Consider the following 19,896-nt stretch of genomic DNA (forward strand, 5'->3'; position numbering starts at 1 on the left):
AAAGATGTCTTGACTATTTCCTTAATAGCTTACACTTATTTAAAACTAGCTTTCGAATCGTTACCGTTTTAGAAAGCTAGTTTTAAAATAAAAAAACGATTGCTAGTGGTCGATTTTAATACAAATAGATGAAAAAAATATTTTATTTAGGAGCATTATTTTTATTGGTAATTAATATAGTGAACGCACAAGACAGTTCCCATTTTTTTCCGAAAAAAGATTTAATGACTTTTGGAATTTACTATTATCCTGAACATTGGGATTCGTCAGAATGGGAACGGGATATCAAAAACATATCGGATTTAGGATTTCAATTCATTCATGTTGCCGAATTCGCCTGGATTGATATGGAGCCCGAAGAAGGGAAGTATGATTTTAAGTGGTTGGATACCGTTATTGGTTTAGCTACAAAATATCATTTGAAAGTTGTTTTAGGTACGCCCACGTCTATTTCACCGGTTTGGATGGGAATAAAGTATCCCGAGATTTATGTTTTGAATTCCAATTATCAAAGAGCGGAACACGGCACAAGAGGAGTGCAAAGCTTGTCTAATCCTGTTTGGAGAGATTTTTCTAAAAAAATCATCACACAAATGGGGCAACGATATGGTAATAATGCTGCGGTTATAGGCTGGCAATTGGATAATGAACCCGAGGGTAAGGAAGATTATAGTCCGTCCTCACAACTAGCCTTTCAACTTTGGCTTAAAAATAAATACCAAACCATTGCAGCATTGAATAATGCTTGGGGAACTGCTTTTTGGAGTCAAACCTTCAGTGATTTTAGTCAGATTAAAATTTATAATGCCAATCTGGTAGGCTGGTGGGGAACCAATCCGCATGCATTATTGGATTTCAAACGTTACACCGCTGATACGCAGGCTGATTTTTTGGATTTTCAAGCTGCAATACTTCGTTCACTAATTTCTAAAAATCAGTATGTTACGACTAATTACACCGCTACATCAGCTGGTGCAGATCCACGAAGAACCCATAAATTAGATTTTAATTCTTTTACATCTTACCCTAATAAAGGAAATGCTAATATTGGAAACAAAGGTTTTAGATTAGGCGATTCTAAAGAGCTTTCTTTTGCGCTGAGTTTTTTTAAACAAGAGCATACAAATGCAGGAATTATGGAGCTTCAGCCTGGTTATGTAAATTGGGGAGCCATCAATCCTTTATTGGAGCCGGGTACTGTGCGGATGTGGTTGTATCATTGTTTTGGGGGCAATTTATCCTTTGCCTGTTCGTATCGTTATCGCCAAATAAATTACAGTTCTGAACAGTATCATGCTGGAATTATGAAACTTGACGGAGTAACGCTTTCGCAGGGTGGAAAAGAGTACCAACAAGCGATAAACGAAATGAAAATCTTGCGAAAAGCATACAATCCCGAAGCCAAAAGACCTAAGGAAATAGAAGCTCGTAAAACGGCTCTGTTGTGGAATTATGATAATTATTGGAGCATGGGAAGGCAAGGCCAAACAACACAATGGAATACGTTGCCGTTTTTTCAAAAATATCTGGAAATAGCCAAATCGTTCGGTGCTCCGGCTGATATCGTATATGAAAAGGATGATTTGAATGAATATAAAGTAGTAATCGCTCCAGCATTTGAATTGGTTGATAAAGCTCTTATTGCTAAGTGGGAAAACTATGTAAAACAAGGAGGGAATTTAGTGCTAACGGTTCGAACAGGAGTCAAAGACCGCAACGGACATATTTTCAGGTCTGCATGGGGTGAAACAATTTCGCCTCTTATTGATGCTAAAATTGATAATTTTGACCATTTACCAGCTAATGTTGAAGGTAAAATAACAGGTTTAGGCAAAACGTATTCTTGGAACAATTGGGCCGATTTAGTCGAAGCCAATCAAAAGAAGAATGTTTTGGCGACTTATGCAGATCAGTTTTATGCAGGAAAGGCAGCCGTTGTTATCAATACCATTGGAAAAGGAACCGTTACATATATTGGAGTGGATACAGATGATGCCAGTTTAGAGCGTGATGTTCTGAGAAAAGTTTACGAACAGGCGGGAGCAACTACCGAAAATTATCCAGAAGGAGTTTATGTGCAATGGCGTGATGGATTTTGGGTAGCGGTAAATTATTCATCAAAGGATTATCAATTGGAAATTCCTCCAAAAGCTGAAATTCTTATTGGCAACAGTACTTTAAAGCCTCCAGGAGTTACGGTTTGGAAAGAGTAGTGATAGCTTTTTTAAGAATTACCGGAGGATTTTCTATAATTTAAAATAAAAAAATATGAAAAAAAATATAGCCTTTCTTTTTTTGATTTGTAGTCTGATTGCAAACGCTACTGTTCGAATGCCTTTGTTGTTTTCTGACGGAATGGTGTTGCAACGCAATAAGGCAATTCCGGTTTGGGGATGGGCAGATGCCAATGAAAAAGTGGTAATTCATTTTAACAAGCAAACTAAAACTATCCATGCCGATATAAACGGAAAATGGATGGTAAAATTAGATTCGGAAAAAGCGGGAGGTCCTTTTGAATTAACTATTAGCGGAAAAAATAAAATTGTCATCAAAGATGTTTTGGTTGGTGAAGTTTGGATATGCAGCGGACAATCCAATATGGAATTTCAGATGTATAAATTGCCTGATTTTGAAATTCAAAAACAGCAGGCAAATAATCCTATGATTTGTCATTTTGGTGTGGCGCAGGACTTAAGCGGTTTACCAAAAGACGATTTAAAAGCAGGAAAATGGGAAGCAAGCAGTAAAGAAACCGTTGGGAACTTTACCGCAGTTGGTTATTATTTCGCTAAAAAATTATATGCCGAATTAAAAATTCCAATCGGAATCATCAATACGTCATGGGGCGGAACCTGTGTAGAAACCTGGACAAGTCGGGACGCTTTTGAAAAAAGTGATGACTTTAAAGACATGATTGCCGAAGTTCCTCAAGTTGATATGGATGCGGTTTTTGAAATATACAAAAAGTCACTTTTAGAGAATATACAAAAAATCCAAGGTTTTGAAGTAACTACGACTAACGAAAATCAATTTGCAACGTTGGATTTTAAGGATGCCAACTGGCCTGAAATAAAAGTGCCTTCATTATGGGAGAATCAGCAAATAGGAAATATTGATGGCATAGTCTGGATGAGAAAAACGATTGTTTTATCAGCGGAACAAGCCAAAAAAGAGGCTGTTTTGCATTTATCCAAGGTTGATGATGAAGATGTAACTTATGTAAACGGAGTTCAAGTAGGTACTAACAACATTTGGGAAGCAAAAAGAATCTACAAAATTCCTGCGGGTGTTTTAAAAGAAGGAACGAATGTAATCGCAGTTCGAATTGCAGATTATTCCGGAGGTGGTGGAATTTATGGAGATGCAGCCGATTTGAAAATCGATTTCAAAGATGGCAATATCCCGCTGGAGGGACTTTGGAAATTTAATGTAGTGCAGCTAAAAATAGCTTTGTCACCTAATAGTTATCCATCGTTGTTGTATAATGCGATGGTAAATCCTTTAATTCCGTATGCTTTTCAAGGTGTTTTATGGTATCAGGGCGAAGCCAATGTGACCAGAGCCCAACAATACAAAACAGCATTTCCTTTGATGATAAATGATTGGAGAGCAAAATGGCTCTCTGCCGGACAGGCAGGGGATCAGGGTAATTTTCCTTTCTATTTTGTGCAATTGTCAACCTATGATGAGTTTGGTGGAAACAGTACAAAAGGAAGTCGCTGGGCAGAACTTCGCGAAGCGCAATCACAAACGCTGAAATTACCAAACACCGGAATGGCAGTAACTACCGATATCGGGAATGCAAAAGATATTCACCCAACCAACAAAAATGACGTAGGTTTGCGTTTAGCTGCGATTGCTTTAAATAATGTGTATGGTAAAAAAAGAGTGTACAGCGGACCAACTTTTAAATCTCAGGAAGTAAAAGGAAACCAAATCATCCTGACTTTCGATAATACAGGTTCAGGATTATCAACATCAGATAATTCAGAAAACCTAAAAGGATTCGAAATTGCAGGTGCTGACAAAGTTTTTCATTCTGCAAAAGCGATTATCAAAAATAATAAAGTTATCGTTTCCAGCGAAAATGTGCAAAATCCGGTTGCTATTCATTACGGCTGGGCTGATGATGATACTGAAATCAATTTGTACAATAAAGAAAAATTTCCGGCATCTCCTTTCAGGACTGATGATTGGGAAATGATTACGGCTAATGAAAAGTATAAGGTCAGCAAATAATTTTATGCAATTTTAATTATGAAAAAACCAATTTTATTATTCCTGTTTTCCCTGTCGTTTGTAATCAACGCACAGCAACAAAACAGCCCGAAAAACAATGAATCTTATAGCAATCCAATATTTGCCGGTGATTATCCGGATCCTTCGATAATTAGAGATGGAGAGGATTACTATATTGTGCATTCTTCATTTAATTATTATCCTGGTTTGCTAATTTGGACTTCTAAAGATTTAGTGAATTGGAAAGCTGTTACTCATGCGCTGAAAAAAAGTGTAGGTTCGGTATGGGCTCCTGATTTAGTTAAATACAATAACAAATTTTACATCTATTTCCCTGCCAATGAAACTAACTATGTGGTTTGGGCAGATGATATAAATGGTCCATGGAGTGATCCTATAGATTTAAAGATTGGGAATATTGACCCTGGGCATTTTGCTGATGAAAAGGGGAATCGATTCCTTTATTTTAGCAATGGAGGTTATGTGCCATTGTCTAAAGACGGTTTATCTGTAGTTGGCGATATAAAGCATAGTTATGATGGTTGGAAAATACCTAGCGAATGGTCTATTGAATGTTTTTGTATGGAAGGGCCAAAAGTTTTAAAGTATAAAGATTACTATTATCTTACAGTTGCAGAAGGTGGAACCGCTGGTCCGGCCACAAGCCACATGGTAATATCTGCAAAATCTAAAACACCTTTTGGACCTTGGGAAAACTCACCCTATAATCCAATTATCAGAACAAAAGACAGTTCCGAAAAATGGTGGTCAAAAGGTCACGCAACTTTGATTGATGATACTAAAGGAAATTGGTGGATGGTTTTTCATGGTTATGAAAACGGCTATTACAATATGGGGCGTCAGACACTTTTGCAAGCTGTAGAATGGACTGCTGATGGCTGGTTCAAAATGAAAACAGGTGGTAAAACAGAAGATGTACTAAAGAAACCTACAGGCCAATCTGTGAAAAGTAATTTCACTCTTTCGGATCCTTTTACAGCTACGGAACTTCAGGCTCAATGGCAGTTTTATAATCAATATGAGGCAGATAGAATTCAATTTTCTAAAAATGGATTAAAAATTAAAGGCAAAGGAAACAATGTTGGTGAAAGTTCTCCATTATTGTGTACTCCTTCGGATCATTCTTATACAGCTGAAGTTGAAGTAGAAATTGAAGGGGATGCATCTGCAGGACTTATTTTGTTTTATGACACCAAAATTTATACAGGTATTGCAGCTGATAAAGAAAATATTTCTGCTATACTCAGAGCGTGGCAGTTTCCAACTCAAAAAGGAGTAAATAAAAATCATTTATTTCTTCGTTTAGATAAGAAAGAGCAAATCGTTAATATGTTTTACAGCATTAACGGCAAAGATTGGTTAAAAATTGAAAATTCTGCAGAAGTTTCATCATTCAATCATAATGTATTGAGTGGTTTTATGAGTTTGAAATTGGGTCTTTCTGCTGTTGGGAGTGGTCAGGTTATTTTTAAGAATTTTAGATATAATGCTTTACCATAATTAAGCATTCTTTTTTTATAAATTTGAATCAAACATAAATCTTACGAAAGGAAATTGGATTTAGTTGTTGGTTTTTTTACTCCAAAAACGATTTTAATTCATGTCTGTATTCAGAAGCATTTTTTCCGGTAAATTCTTTGAATGATTTATTAAAATGACTGAAATTATTAAAGCCGCTTTCAAAAGCAATTGCCGATATGCTTATGGGTTTTTCGGCTAATAATTTACAGGCATGAACCAGTCTATAATCGTTTACGAATTTGGTAAAGGTTTTATGGGTTATTTTTTTGAAATAACGGCAAAATGAAGGCACAGTCATACTTACCTTTTCTGCCATTTCTTCCAGTCGGATAGGCTCTTTAAAATTATCCTTTACATGATTAAAAATGTAATTGATTCTTTCATTATCCTGTACATGCATTTCCATTCGAAAACCTTGGGCGTTTAATACCGTAGCATCTTCGGTGGCTAATTCTAACTCATTGAAGATTTCGATAATGCTTAATAGACGTTCAAACGGAGTTTGGTCTTCCATTTTTCCAATTTTCTTCCCAATTTTTCTCTTCGTTTTTCCACCAAAAGTAATTCCTGATTTGGCTTGTTGTAATAAATCTTTAATGTTTCGCATTTCAGGAATGTTGAAAAAATGTTCTCCCAGAAAATCGGGTTTCATTTGGATTACAATTTCATTTTTGTTTCCTGTTAGTTCGTCTGTAAAACCACAGTGCGGTAAATTGCTACCTATTAAAGTCAAATCGCCATTAGAATAATAAGAAATATGACTTCCTACTTGGCGTTTTCCTGCTCCACCATTTACATAAATCAATTCTATTTCCGGATGATAATGCCAGAAATGAGAGTTGTAATTAATATCGTATTTGGTCAATGTGAACGAACTTCCAAATGAAGGTTCTATGATTTTGAGTGTTGGTAGGTTTGATTTCATTTTTTTAGTTTTTAATTTGGCTATACTAAATTAACAAAAAAATATGTAATATTATCTATATAGTACTAAAACGTTTTCGTAAAAGGTAAAATAACATACTAATTGGAAAATATACAGTTCTTTTTGAGTTAAAGCTTGTAATACCTTTGATATTGTTAAATGATTATAAATCTAAAAACATATATTATGAAAAAGATTTTAAAAATTAGTTTAGTAGTAGGAGTAGTTTTATTAGCTATGAATGTGTATGCAGTGGCGGTTAATTTTTCATTACATAATAAATTTCGACAAGAAAAAATGATTTCATTTGGTCTAGAGGATAAAGATCAAATTAAAATAAGTATTTATGATGCTGATGATAAGTTAATCCATACTGAGAGCCTTGCGGTCGATGGAAAGGTAGTTAGAAGTTATGACTTAAATAACTTTAACGAAGGGGTGTATTATTTAGTTGAGGAATCTAAAACTAAAACTACAAAATATGAAGTTTTAGTCTTAAATGATTCTGCAACCATTATGTCTGATCCTCTTTCTGAAGTGGTGAAACCAGCTTTGTAATTAATATTGAAAGAGGTATTTTTTAATAATTATTTTAAATAAAAAAGTTTCAATTTAATTTTTTGGCACGAATTATGTTAATAGAACAGTGGTTAGAAATTTGCTATTAGTTAGTAATTAATTAGTTTGTGTAGTGAAAAAAGAAAGCTTCAATATTTGAAGCTTTTTTTTATTTTATAGAGTTCCCATTATTTTATCCATAATCCAGCTGGTATGCGTAGCTGATTTTCCGCTAGAGGGATGAATTCCCTGATCAAATAAATGTTCTTTCATTTGTTGCACATGATGAAGTTGTACGTTTTCCGGATGTTCTATTTCAAGCGGAATTATCCCGTTTTCATTTGTTAGGATTATTGGATCTTCATTGAATATTGAAAATTCTATTGTTCCCTGGCTTCCATAAATAATTACTTTGTCTTCTCTTGTAGCACACCCAAAATTCCAACTACCAGTTCCTGTAACACCACTTTCGTGTTTCCAGCAGGCAACTAAGGCATCTTTTGCAGAATATAAACCTTGCTGATTCAGACTCATTCCTGAAACTTCTGTGATATCTCCTAATAGATAATTGAATAAATCCAATCCATGACTGGCTAGGTCATCAAAATAGCCTCCTTTAGCAACTTCGGCATCGGTACGCCAATTGTACAAACCTGATAAATCCTGAGGAGATGCTGGTTTGCTTAAATGCCAATTGATATGTCTGATTTGTCCAATGCTATTGGCTTCCAGCCATTTTTTAATTTGCTTAAAGCGGGGTAAAGTACGTCGGTAGTAAGCGGTAAATAGCGGAATATTTTTAGTTTTGAAAGCCTCATAAATGGCTTTGCTGTCTTCATAGCTTGGAGCCAATGGCTTTTCGATACAGCATATTTTTCCTGCTTCGGCTACTTTTAATCCGTATAATTTATGCGAATCAGGAGGAGTTGCTATATAAACAGCGTCAATTTCGGGGTCATTGATTAATGCATCAGCGTCCGAATAGAATTTTTGGATTCCGTGTCTTTTAGCATAATCAGCTGCTTTTTTAGCATCTCTTCTCATCACAGCTACGATTTTGAAACCTGCTGTCTTTTGATATGCCGGACCACTTTTCTTTTCGGTTACATCTCCGCAACCTATAATTCCCCAACGAATAATTGTATTCTCTTTATTTATAGCACTCATTATTATCTTAATTAATTACAACCATCAATACCACAGCTATTTTCTGAAGTAGCGTTCAAGATAGTAATTTTTGATTCGAAATCTCCTTCTTCCCAAACTTTTTCCAGTGTTTTTACAAAGGTTTCTACATGTTGCGCTCCCGAAATAGCATATTTGTTTTCGAAAACAAAAAAGGGAACTCCCTGGACTCCGATTTTTTGTGCGGTAAGCATGTCCTGTTGTACTTCTTTGGAATAAAGATTCGAGTTAAGTACTCCGTCTATTTTGTTAGCATCAAGTCTTGCATAAATCCCTAATTGCTTTAAAGTTTCTTTTTTATTTACATCTTCTCCGTCTGTTAAATAGGCTTTAAAGAGCAGTTCTTTTAATTCGTTTGCCAGTTGATGTTCTTTTGCTAAATGCAATAAACGATGGGCATTTAATGAATTGGCCATAATGGCTTTTTCAAAATGAAATTCCAATCCTGAATTCGCAGCATTTTGAGTCATGTTTTCTAAGGATTCAATAGCCCAATCTTTATCTTTTCTATATTTTTCGGCAAGATGGTCGACTAGATTGTCGTCTTCCGAAGCTATGAAATTGGGATCTAGTTGAAAACTTTTCCACTCGATTTCAATGGTATCCTGATGACCAAATTGGGTAATAGCATTTTCTAATCGTCTCTTTCCTATATAACAAAACGGACACATAATATCCGACCATATTTGTATGTTTAATTTATTTTCCATCTTTATTTTTTAAAGTGAATAAATTTTTATTTGTATATACAAATGTAGTCAAATGATTTTGGAAAAGTTGAGCTTTTATGTTTTTATTTGGAAAAGGGGATTCAATAAAAATGTTTTAAAAACAAAAAAGCCATCAAAATATCACTCTTGATGGCTATTGTATAATTTAAAAATAAAGTTTTTTATCCTAATAGATCCAAAACAAAGGATGGGAATAAACCTAAAGCGATATTTAAAACAATCGAAATAACTGCTACAACATAAATAACTGCTGGAGTTGGAATTTTAGCTTCGTTTGGTTCTTTGGTGTACATTGCCAAAATCAATTTGAAGTAGTAACCCACACTTATAATCGAATTGGTTACAGCAACAATAACTAAGGCAATAAATCCAGCTTGGATAGTTTGATTGAATAAAAACAATTTAGCGAAGAAACCACTAAATATAGGAATACCAGCCATAGAAAGTAATGAAGCCGTTAAGATAGCTGCCATTAATGGATTGTTTTTCCCTAAACCGTGGAAATTAGTGATGTCTTCATTTTCTTTGGTTTTACATACATATAAAATCACGCTAAAAGCGGCGATTCCCGCTAAGGCATAAGCCGAAGTATAATACAATAAAGTTCCGGAAGATTTGGCTGTGCTTAATAATGTCATCAACATAAATCCGGCATGTGAAATACCAGAAAAAGCCAACATACGTTTTACATTTACCTGACGTAAAGCCATGATGTTTCCAACGGTCATCGAAGCAATTGATATAATTACAATTATTAGTTGGAATGAAGGAGATATATCAGCATTCATGGTTTTAACCAATTTGTATAAGGTGGCAATGGCTACTACTTTTGCCAACGTACTCATTAAAGCTGTTGTTAAAGCTGGAGAACCTTCGTATACATCAGGTGCCCAAAAATGAAATGGTACAGCTGCAATCTTGAAAAGCATTCCAATAAAAACCAAAACAATTCCAATTGGGAACCAAATTGGTAATTCGGCAGAACGCGATAATTCGCTAATTTCAATAACATCAAAACTTCCCATAGCACCGTAAATTAAACAGATACCAAAAAGGATAATTCCTGAAGCAAATGAACCCATCAGGAAATATTTCAATCCGGCTTCGTTGCTTTTAATGCTCAATCGGTTGCTTGACGCCAAAACATATAAGGCAATAGATAAAACTTCGATTCCTAAAAAGAACATCGCTAAGTTTCCAAATGAAACCATGGTAACCGCTCCCGCTAGCAAGAATATTTTTATGGCAATAAAATCGGAGATTTTAGTTTGATGATTTTCATAAAATTTATGACCTAAACTCACTAAGAAAATAGTTAGTATGATAAATAACGCTGAAAATGCAGACGAAAATTTACCTACAATAATCATGTTGTTGTAGTAGGCGTTAGGGCTGTTAAATTCAGAAATATCTAATCCCAGTACAGCCAATAATCCAATAACTACAACTGGAATAATTGCTTTTCTAGCATCAAAAATTTCTAATATAAGGCATAAAATACCTAATCCTATTATTGCTATTAATGTATTCATATTTTATTTAGTGATTCAGGATTTAAGATCAAAACACTTAAATCTTTAGTGTGATTTATTACTGAATTTTATTTATTGTTCTTAAAATCTGATCCAAACAAGGAGTGATTAACTCATTAATTGGCCTTGGATACAATCCAAAAAAGAATAAAACTGCAATTATAATAACCAAAACTAAGCCTTCGTGGGAAGTTACATCGGCAAATACTTTTGTATTCGTTTCTCCAAGCATTACTTGTTGGTACATTTTCAACATATAATAAGCGCCTAAAATAATGGTTGTTCCTCCTAAAAGAGCAAACCATAGATTGATTTGAGAAAGACTGTATAAAACCGTGAATTCTCCAACAAAGTTAAAAGTAGTAGGCAAGGCTACAGATGCTAAAACCAAAATCATAAACATAGAAGCAAATTTTGGCGCTTGAGTTCGAATACCACCCATATCAGCAATGGTTCTGGTTTCGTATCTTCTATAAACAATTTCGGCAGCAAAGAATAATCCAACAACAACAAAACCGTGTGCAATCATTTGTAAAACCGCTCCTCGTAAACCGTCAATTGTTAGAGTGTAAGCTCCTGCAGCAATTAATCCAACGTGTGCCAATGAAGAATAAGCCAATAATTTTTTCAAATCTTTTTGTCTTAAAGCTACAATCGAACCATAGATTACACCTGCAATTCCCAAACCAATCAGTATAGGCAAATAAGTTCTTGCGGCAATAGGAGTTAATGGTAATTGCCAACGCAACACGCTATACAATCCCATTTTTAGCATAATACCTGATAAAAGCATGGTTCCCACTGTTGGTGCTTTTTGGTACACTTTTGCCTGCCAGGTGTGGAAAGGGATGATTGGGATTTTGATAGCATAGGCTAAGAAGAATGCCCAGAATATCCAGAATTGTTCCATTCGGCTTAATTCCAATTTGTATAAATCCTGAATCAGGAAACTACCTGCTTTTTGATATAAATAGACAAAAGCAATTAACATGAATAAAGAACCTGCAAGGGTATAGATAAAGAATTTAACTACTGCTTTTTTGCGTTCTTCAGTATCTCCATTACCCCAAATTAAAGCAATGAAATAAATAGGAATTAATGATAATTCCCAGAAGATATAGTATAAAAGCCCATCTGATGCTAAGAACGTTCCAGACATAGCAAATGTCATAAACAGTATTAGCGCATAAAAAGATTTAGCATTTTTATATTCGTTCCCAAAAGAAGAATAGATGATTAAAGGAGTCAATGCTATAGTTAATAATAACATGATTATTGATAATCCATCGGCTGTTAACGAATAAGAAATCGAAGGATTGTTAATCCAAAATTTAAAACAACTGATGTTTTCACCTGCATTATAAATATTCAATAAAGCAATTGAAGTTCCTAAGGCGAATAAGCTGAATAATAATGCCACTTTTGAAGCTAGCTTATCACCGGCAAAATAAGTAGCAAATGAGCCAACAAGAAGTATAATTAATAGTACTGATACGTTCATGATATAAAATTATTGAGCTAAAAATAAATAAGTTACTATGCTGCAAAGTCCTAGAACAAATACAAACAAGTAAAAACCAATACTTCCTGTTTGTAATTTCTTCCCTTGGTAACTTAATTCGTTGGTTACTTTTCCTAATCCAAAAACTGCAGCTGATAAAGCAGTTTCTACATAATCTCTAAAGAATCTAGACAAGCCGTTTACTGAATTTACGAAGATAGCATCATAGATTTCATCTACATAATATTTGTTGTAAAGCACTTTTGCAAAACCTGTAATTTCGGCATCTTCGGCTGGAACCTGATTTTGTTTGATGTATTTTACAAAGGCAATTGTAATTCCGATTAATCCACCAAGTACGGCAACAGCCATTAAAGTGTATTCTGTTGTGCCAAAATGATGTGCTTCGTGAACTTCTTTCGAAAATAAAGGTGCTAAATAACCACTCAACCAGCTATTCGTTGGTAAACTAATTAAACCACCAATAGTTGCCAAAATAGCCAAAACAATAAGTGGAAAAGTAATTAATGCCGGGCTTTCGTGTAAATGATTTTTTTGGTGTTCTGTTCCTCTGAATTCCTTAAAGAAAGTCAAGTATAACAAACGGAACATATAAAAAGCAGTCATTAATGAAGCTAGCGAAGCAATAACCCAAAGCGCTATGTTGTTATGAAAAGCAGTCATTAAGATTTCATCTTTCGAGAAAAATCCTGAAAATGGAGGGATTCCTGAAATAGCTAATGATGAAAGTAAGAAAGTAATAAAAGTGATTCCCATTACTTTTTTCAATCCACCCATTTTGCGCATATCTTGTTCTCCGTGTAAAGCATGAATTACCGATCCTGAACCTAAGAACAAACAAGCTTTAAAGAAAGCATGTGTGATTACGTGAAAAACGGCAATTTCATAAGCTCCAAAACCTAAAGCCAAGAACATTAACCCTAATTGGGAAACCGTAGAATAAGCCAATACTTTTTTGATATCGGTTTGAACTAAAGCAATGGTTGCGGCAACTAATGAAGTTACAGCTCCTACAATAGCAATGATATTTTGTACTTCCGGAGCTAAATCGAATACAAAATTCAATCTTGTAACCATGAAAATACCAGCAGTAACCATCGTAGCGGCGTGGATTAAAGCCGAAACAGGCGTAGGTCCAGCCATCGCATCAGGCAACCAGGTGTACAATGGAATTTGTGCCGATTTACCACAAGCTCCAATAAATAAAGCAAAAGCAGCAACTGAAAGCATTGTGATGTCTAAATTACTAGAAGTAGCAATAGCTGTTTTTAAAGTAGTATAATCTAAAGTAGAGAATAAAGAACCGATGATGAAAATACCAATCAACAATCCTAAATCTCCAATTCTGTTCATGATGAAAGCTTTCTTAGCCGCATCATTGTATTCTTGATTTTTATGCCAAAATCCGATAAGCAGGTAAGAACAAAGTCCAACGCCTTCCCATCCGATGAATAGTACTAATAAGTTGCTTGCGATAACTAATGCAATCATGAAGAAGATAAACAAATTCAAGTAAGCAAAGAACTTGTGCATATTCTCATCATCATGCATGTAGCTGATAGAGTAGAGGTGGATCAAAGAACCAATTCCTGTTACAAAAAGCAACCACAAAATTGATAATTGGTCTAACAAGAAACCAAAATTCACACGGAAATTGCTAATTTGAATCCAATTGAATAATTCAATTTGGATAGCTTCTTTGGTTTCGTTAATTTGCAGTAAAAAAACAAGAGTAGCTACAAAAGATACTACAACGGTTAATGTTCCAATAATTCCTGAAGCCGATTTTCCAATCTTTTTCCCAAAGAAAATATTAAATAAAAATCCTAAAAAAGGAGCTAATAATAAGAGTAAAGCTAAATTCGTATTCATTATCGTTTATCCTTTTAAGTTTTTTAAATTATTAATATCAATCGAACCTAAATTTCTATAAATCGATACCAAAATTGCTAAACCTACTGCAACTTCGGCAGCAGCTACAGCCATAGAGAAAAATACAAATACCTGCCCTTGTGCATCCTGATGATAGGTTGAAAATGCTACGAATAAAAGGTTTACCGCATTCAACATAATTTCTATCGACATAAATACGATGATAGCATTTCGTCTGTATAAAACTCCAAATACTCCAATACAAAAAAGTATTACAGAAAGGAAGATATAGTTCTCGATGCCTATTTCATTTAAAATATTTGTCATTTTATTTCTCCGTTTTTTCTTTTTTAGACAATAATACAACTCCAATCATCGCAGTTAAAAGCAAGATAGAAGCAAATTCAAAAGGAACCATGTATTCGTTTAGCAAAACACGTCCTAAAACTTTAATCGATTGATAATCCTCACCAGTTGCAATGTATTCTCCGGCTATCGGTTTTGAATTGATAAATACTAAAATCAAAACAATACAGATTAAACAAAAGGAAACTATAGCTCCTAATCGGGTTATACGAGGTTTGTGGACTTCATTTTGCTTATTCAAATTCATCAACATGATGGTGAAAAGGAACAAAATCATAATCGCACCCGAGTACACTATAACGTGAACAATAGCTAAAAACTGAGAGTTCAATAACAGGTAATGGCCGGCTATAGAGAAAAAGCTAATAACCAGGTAAAGCGCACTATGAATAGGATTTCTACTAAAGATGGCTAAGAAAGCGGTGATTACCGTGATAAACGCTAAGAAACAAAATATAATTTGTACAGTAGATGCGTGTGCAAAATCAGGAATATGTATCATTTAGTTAGCCTTTTTAAGTTCAGTATTCTTGATAGCCATTTCTAAAGGCATCAATAATTTATCTTTTCCAAAAATAAAATCTTCTCTTTCATAACTGGAAGGAACCAATACTTTTGAAGTGGTCAAATAAATCGCGTCTTTTGGACAGGCCTCTTCGCACAATCCACAAAAAATACAACGCAACATATTAATCTCATATATTTCGGCATATTTCTCCTCGCGATACAAATGTTTTTCGTTGGGTTTACGCTCGGCAGCTTTCATGGTGATGGCTTCTGCAGGACAAGACAAAGCGCATAAACCGCAAGCAGTACAGTTCTCTCTTCCTTGTTCGTCACGTTTCAACATGTGTTGTCCGCGATACACAGGACTCATCGCACGAACTTGCTCAGGATACTGAATGGTAACCTTTCTTGAAAACAAGTGTTTAATGGTAATGAATAATCCTTTTACAATCGCAACAAGATACAATCGCTCTAAAAAAGTCATCTCTTTATTAGAGACTTGTACTTTTCTTCCCGATAAGGATATGGTTTCTATTGACATCTTTATTTTATTTTTTATTTGAAGCTAATCCTGCTTTCCGTTTCAATCTTTTAAGTTTTTAAAGAAAAAACTTAAAAGGATTTCCACTGCTATCAGGGCTAGGGATTTTGGTATTAATGTTGTTATTTTTTATAGCCTATTTTTGTTCTTTCAATTTTATTGTCTTGTTTGTCCATTAACTCATCAAGATAAGTAAAGACTAATTCGATGTTTTTATCGTGATTAATTAATTTTTTCTTAATCATATCGACTTCCATTTTTAAATTCAAATTATCAGTCAGGAAATCTCTTAAACTTACAAAAACTTCAATGATTTTGATACTCATTTGAGTTGCTCTTTCACTTTTCAAAACATTAGATAATTGTAAAACACCGTGTTCTGTAAAAGCATAAGGTAATCTTCTTGATCCTCCCCAACTTGAGGTCGCAATTTGCGACTTCAAGATTTCAAATTCACTCTCACTCAATTGAAACATAAAGTGATCAGGAAATTTGGCGATATTTCTTTTGACTTACTCATTAATTCTTTTAGTTTCAACATCAAAAAGTTCTGCTAAATCTTTATCGAGCATCACTTTTTGATTTCTAATAAAATAAATTTTATTACTTATTATTTCGTTAGGAATGATTATTTGACTCATTATTAAAATTTATAGCATAAAATATAATTTCTTTTCTAAGGTGTCGCATTTTGCGACACCTTAGAATTTTGTTATTATAGGTGGTCACAAATTGCGACCACCTCGCTTTTAATGTTAAGATGCCAATTTGGCTCCTTAAGTTCAATAATCTTAAAATCCCAGAAAAACTGCTATTTCATGTCTCAAAATTACAATTCCTGTAATCATGATATTTACAATCGATAACGGAATTAATATTCTCCATCCTAAATTCATCAATTGATCGTATCTGAATCTTGGAATGGTCCATCTTACCCACATATAGAAAAAGATGAAGAAACATATTTTTGCAAATAAAACTCCAATTCCTATTACGTTTGCCAAATTTACACCCACGTTTTCTACCATCCAACTCATTCCCGGATAATTATAACCTCCAAAGAATAAAACCGCAATAATGGTAGAAGAGATAAACATATTAGCATATTCAGCAAATAAGTAGAATCCCATTTTCATCGAAGAATATTCGGTGTGATAGCCACCAATTAATTCACTTTCGCATTCCGCTAAGTCAAAAGGCGTTCTGTTAGTTTCTGCAAATGCACAAATCAAAAAGATTAAGAAAGAAAGCGGTTGGTAAAACACATTCCAGTGCATTCCTGATTGTTGTAAACTAATTTCTCTTAAGCTTAAAGTTCCTGTCATCATCAACAAAGCAATCATTGATAATCCCATGGCTACTTCATAAGAAACCATTTGCGAAGCCGCACGAACCGCTCCCATCAAAGAGAATTTATTGTTAGATGCCCAACCTCCAATCATGATTCCGTAAACGCCTACCGAAATAACTCCAAAAACATACAATAAAGCCACATCAATATCGGCAGCTTGCAGGATAATATCTCTTCCAAAAAGGTGAAAATGATCTCCCCACGGAATTACTGCACTGGTCATTAAAGCCGTACTCATGGCTACAGCTGGGCCTACAAAGAATAAAAATCTATTGGGGGTATCAGGTTCAAATTCTTCTTTCGAAAATAATTTTAAACCATCAGCAAGTGGTTGTAAAAGTCCCCCTTTTCCAGCTCTGTTTGGACCGATACGATCTTGTAACCAAGCTGCAACTTTTCGTTCTGCAAGTGTAGAATACATTGCCATAACCATCGTAATGGCAAAGACAACGAGAATGATAACACTTTTTTCTATAATAATTGTACTGTCCATTTTTTATAGATTACCATTGTTAAATTCTTCTTGCTCTTCTTTATCCAACGGGATCGCTGGCATACTGATTTTTTTACGGTCTTGCTCTCTTCCTTTAAGAATTCCTTCTTCGGTATCAATATGAACTGTATCTAATTTTTGAGTATAGTTATTTTGATTGATAACCGAATCTTTGTCAAATTTTCTTGGCCCTTCAATTACCCAGTCAGCTGGATCTTTGTGGTCAAAACGACATTCGTTACAAATAAAATCTTCTACTTCATGGTAAACATCTTTTCTGCCTGTAACTCTTTGGATTTCGTCTCCAAACATCCAAACAGTTGTTTTTCCACAACATCCCGGAGTAGTACATTCTCTGTGTGCATTGTATGGTTTGTTGAACCAAACTCTCGATTTGAAACGGAAAGTTTTATCAGTCAATGCACCTACAGGACACACATCAATCATATTTCCAGAGAATTCATTGTCAATAGCTTTCGAAATACAAGTCGAAATATTAGCGTGATCCCCACGGTCTAAAACCCCATGAACTCTCTTGTCTGTTAATTGATCAGCAACTTGCACACAACGTTGGCATAAAATACAACGGTTCATATGTAATTGAATATTTGGACCAATATCTTCCGGTTCAAATGTTCTTTTTTCTTCTATAAAACGTGTTTTAGATTTTCCGTGTTCAAAGCTTAAATCCTGCAAATCACATTCTCCGGCCTGATCGCAAATAGGACAATCCAGCGGGTGATTGATCAATAAAAACTCAGTAACTGATTGACGCGCTTCACGCACTCTATCTGAATTTTTACTGTTGATTTCCATACCATCCATACATCCTGTTACACATGATGCCATTAATTTTGGCATTGGTCTAGGATCGGCATCGCTACCTTTTGCAACTTCAACTAAACAACAACGGCATTTTCCACCGCTTCCTTTTAGTTTAGAATAATAGCACATCGCAGGCGGAACTGATTCTCCTCCTATCATACGAGCCGCTTGCAAGATGGTTGTTCCTGCTTCAACTTCAATTTCTTGACCGTCTATTGTTACTTTCATCTTTTCCTCTCCCCAACCCTCTCCAAAGGAGAGGGAGTCATTGGGTTAATTATTAAGTTATTACTTTCTCCAAACATTCCTCCTCGCCGAGGCGAGAGGCTAGGTGGGGATTAAACTGTTTGCTTGCTTACCAAATGTCTTACTTTGTCAAAAGGCTCAGCAACAAAATGATTTCTGTTCTTTATTCTTTCCGGGAAACGAATGTGGTATTCAAATTCTTCTCTAAAATGACGAATTGCTGCTGCCACTGGCCATGATGCTGCATCTCCAAGTGGGCAAATAGTGTTTCCTTCAATTTTACTTTGAATACTCCACAACAAATCAATATCTTCTTCGCGTCCCTGACCGTTTTCAATACGCCACAATACTTTTTCTAACCATCCTGTTCCTTCACGGCAAGGGGTACATTGTCCACAAGATTCGTGGTGGTAAAAACGAGAGAAATTCCAAGTGTTGCGTACAATACAAGCCGTATCATCATAAACAATAAATCCACCGGAACCTAACATAGAACCTGTTGCAAATCCGCCATCACTTAAAGATTCATAAGTCATTAAACGGTCTTCGCCATTAGCAGTTTTAAAAATTAAATCGGCTGGTAAAATTGGCACTGATGAACCTCCTGGAACTAAGGCTTTCAATGGTCTGCTAGAACTCATTCCTCCCAAATATTCGTCAGAATTCATGAATTCGTCTACACTTAATCCTAATTCGATTTCGTAAACTCCAGGGTTTTTAACGTGACCAGAAGCCGAAATTAATTTGGTTCCTGTTGATCTTCCAACCCCAATTTTTGCATAATCATCACCTGAATTGTTTACAATCCATGGCACTGCTGCAATAGTTTCTACGTTGTTTACCACTGTTGGGTTTGCCCAAAGTCCTGAAACAGCCGGGAAAGGTGGTTTGATACGTGGATTTCCTCTTTTGCCTTCTAACGATTCGATTAAAGCGGTTTCCTCACCACAGATATAAGCTCCAGCTCCACAATGAACGTGTAATTCTAAATCGTAACCTGTTCCTAAAATATTTTTTCCTAACCATCCGGCAGCCTTAGCTTCGGCAATGGCTCTTTCTAAAATTTTATAAACCCACATGTATTCTCCACGAATGTAGATATAAGAACGGTTTGCACCCAATGCAAAACTGGAAGTAATCATTCCTTCAATCAATAAATGAGGAATAAATTCCATCAAATATCGGTCTTTGAATGTCCCAGGTTCTGACTCATCGGCATTGCAAACTAAATGTCTTGGTTTTCCTGATTTTTTGTCAATAAAACTCCATTTCATTCCAGCTGGGAAACCTGCTCCACCACGACCACGAAGCCCTGATTTCTTTACTTCCTCAACTACTTCGTCCGGAGTCATTGATTTCATGGCTTTTTCTACTGAAGCATAACCTCCATGTTGGCGGTATACTTCATAGGTTTTAATCCCTGGAACGTTTATTTTGTCTAATAATATTTTTTTTGACATC

The 19,896-nt window shown here is 35.1% G+C and carries 16 protein-coding genes and 1 pseudogene; 4 read left to right on the forward strand and 13 right to left on the reverse strand.

What is annotated here, in order from left to right; translation table 11 throughout:
* Nucleotides 1-128 precede the first annotated feature (128 nt).
* The 3 genes from GTZ96_RS04650 to GTZ96_RS04660 are packed head-to-tail and all read left to right on the forward strand — an operon-like array spanning nucleotide 129 to nucleotide 5,760.
* Nucleotides 129-2,213: a beta-galactosidase gene (locus GTZ96_RS04650; RefSeq protein ID WP_161641426.1), complete on the forward strand. Its 2,085-nt coding sequence runs from the start codon at nucleotides 129-131 to the stop codon at nucleotides 2,211-2,213.
* Between the two features lie 55 nt (nucleotides 2,214-2,268).
* A complete protein-coding gene (locus GTZ96_RS04655) occupies nucleotides 2,269-4,239 on the forward strand; it encodes a sialate O-acetylesterase (protein ID WP_161641427.1) in 1,971 nt (656 codons plus the stop codon).
* Nucleotides 4,240-4,257: 18 nt separating this feature from the next.
* On the forward strand, nucleotides 4,258-5,760 hold the full coding sequence (locus GTZ96_RS04660; protein WP_235972854.1) for a family 43 glycosylhydrolase: 1,503 nt from the start codon (nucleotides 4,258-4,260) through the stop codon (nucleotides 5,758-5,760).
* A gap of 76 nt (nucleotides 5,761-5,836) precedes the next feature.
* Here GTZ96_RS04660 and GTZ96_RS04665 read toward each other — a convergent pair whose 3' ends face one another.
* On the reverse strand, nucleotides 5,837-6,706 hold the full coding sequence (locus tag GTZ96_RS04665; protein ID WP_161641428.1) for an AraC family transcriptional regulator: 870 nt from the start codon (nucleotides 6,704-6,706) through the stop codon (nucleotides 5,837-5,839).
* Nucleotides 6,707-6,892: 186 nt separating this feature from the next.
* Here GTZ96_RS04665 and GTZ96_RS04670 point away from each other — a divergent pair, with 186 nt between their 5' ends.
* The gene (locus tag GTZ96_RS04670) at nucleotides 6,893-7,264 is read left to right on the forward strand and encodes a hypothetical protein (protein WP_161641429.1); all 372 of its coding nucleotides are present in this window, start codon (nucleotides 6,893-6,895) and stop codon (nucleotides 7,262-7,264) included.
* A 174-nt stretch (nucleotides 7,265-7,438) separates the two neighbouring features.
* On the opposite strand, the gene GTZ96_RS04675 is transcribed toward GTZ96_RS04670, so the two are convergent.
* The 12 genes and pseudogenes from GTZ96_RS04675 to nuoF all read right to left on the reverse strand — a co-directional run bounded on the left by GTZ96_RS04675 (nucleotide 7,439) and on the right by nuoF (nucleotide 19,895).
* On the reverse strand, nucleotides 7,439-8,431 hold the full coding sequence (locus GTZ96_RS04675; protein ID WP_161641430.1) for a Gfo/Idh/MocA family protein: 993 nt from the start codon (nucleotides 8,429-8,431) through the stop codon (nucleotides 7,439-7,441).
* 11 nt (nucleotides 8,432-8,442) lie between these two features.
* Nucleotides 8,443-9,159 carry a DsbA family oxidoreductase gene (locus GTZ96_RS04680; protein WP_161641431.1) on the reverse strand — a complete coding sequence of 239 codons (717 nt, stop codon included), beginning with the start codon at nucleotides 9,157-9,159 and terminating at the stop codon, nucleotides 8,443-8,445.
* 182 nt (nucleotides 9,160-9,341) lie between these two features.
* The gene (locus tag GTZ96_RS04685) at nucleotides 9,342-10,712 is read right to left on the reverse strand and encodes an NADH-quinone oxidoreductase subunit N (RefSeq protein WP_161641432.1); all 1,371 of its coding nucleotides are present in this window, start codon (nucleotides 10,710-10,712) and stop codon (nucleotides 9,342-9,344) included.
* A gap of 58 nt (nucleotides 10,713-10,770) precedes the next feature.
* Complete coding sequence (locus tag GTZ96_RS04690) at nucleotides 10,771-12,213, reverse strand: complex I subunit 4 family protein (protein WP_161641433.1); 1,443 nt, start codon at nucleotides 12,211-12,213, stop codon at nucleotides 10,771-10,773.
* Between the two features lie 9 nt (nucleotides 12,214-12,222).
* Complete coding sequence (nuoL, locus tag GTZ96_RS04695) at nucleotides 12,223-14,106, reverse strand: NADH-quinone oxidoreductase subunit L (protein WP_161641434.1); 1,884 nt, start codon at nucleotides 14,104-14,106, stop codon at nucleotides 12,223-12,225.
* Between the two features lie 6 nt (nucleotides 14,107-14,112).
* Nucleotides 14,113-14,433 carry an NADH-quinone oxidoreductase subunit NuoK gene (gene nuoK, locus GTZ96_RS04700; RefSeq protein ID WP_128193036.1) on the reverse strand — a complete coding sequence of 107 codons (321 nt, stop codon included), beginning with the start codon at nucleotides 14,431-14,433 and terminating at the stop codon, nucleotides 14,113-14,115.
* Nucleotide 14,434: 1 nt separating this feature from the next.
* Nucleotides 14,435-14,974, reverse strand: coding sequence for an NADH-quinone oxidoreductase subunit J family protein (locus GTZ96_RS04705; protein WP_128193035.1), 540 nt, complete (start codon nucleotides 14,972-14,974; stop codon nucleotides 14,435-14,437).
* On the reverse strand, nucleotides 14,975-15,520 hold the full coding sequence (locus GTZ96_RS04710) for a NuoI/complex I 23 kDa subunit family protein (RefSeq protein WP_181033141.1): 546 nt from the start codon (nucleotides 15,518-15,520) through the stop codon (nucleotides 14,975-14,977).
* A gap of 122 nt (nucleotides 15,521-15,642) precedes the next feature.
* Nucleotides 15,643-16,161: pseudogene (locus GTZ96_RS04715) on the reverse strand (ORF6N domain-containing protein).
* 150 nt (nucleotides 16,162-16,311) lie between these two features.
* Nucleotides 16,312-17,364 (reverse strand): NADH-quinone oxidoreductase subunit NuoH, encoded by a 1,053-nt coding sequence (gene nuoH / locus GTZ96_RS04720; RefSeq protein ID WP_161641435.1) that lies wholly within the window; start codon nucleotides 17,362-17,364, stop codon nucleotides 16,312-16,314.
* Between the two features lie 3 nt (nucleotides 17,365-17,367).
* Nucleotides 17,368-18,417 (reverse strand): 2Fe-2S iron-sulfur cluster-binding protein, encoded by a 1,050-nt coding sequence (locus GTZ96_RS04725; protein ID WP_161641436.1) that lies wholly within the window; start codon nucleotides 18,415-18,417, stop codon nucleotides 17,368-17,370.
* Between the two features lie 110 nt (nucleotides 18,418-18,527).
* On the reverse strand, nucleotides 18,528-19,895 hold the full coding sequence (gene nuoF, locus GTZ96_RS04730; protein ID WP_161641437.1) for an NADH-quinone oxidoreductase subunit NuoF: 1,368 nt from the start codon (nucleotides 19,893-19,895) through the stop codon (nucleotides 18,528-18,530).
* Between the last annotated feature and the right edge of the window lies 1 nt (nucleotide 19,896).

Source organism: Flavobacterium undicola (genome assembly GCF_009909155.2).
Taxonomy (GTDB): domain Bacteria; phylum Bacteroidota; class Bacteroidia; order Flavobacteriales; family Flavobacteriaceae; genus Flavobacterium; species Flavobacterium undicola.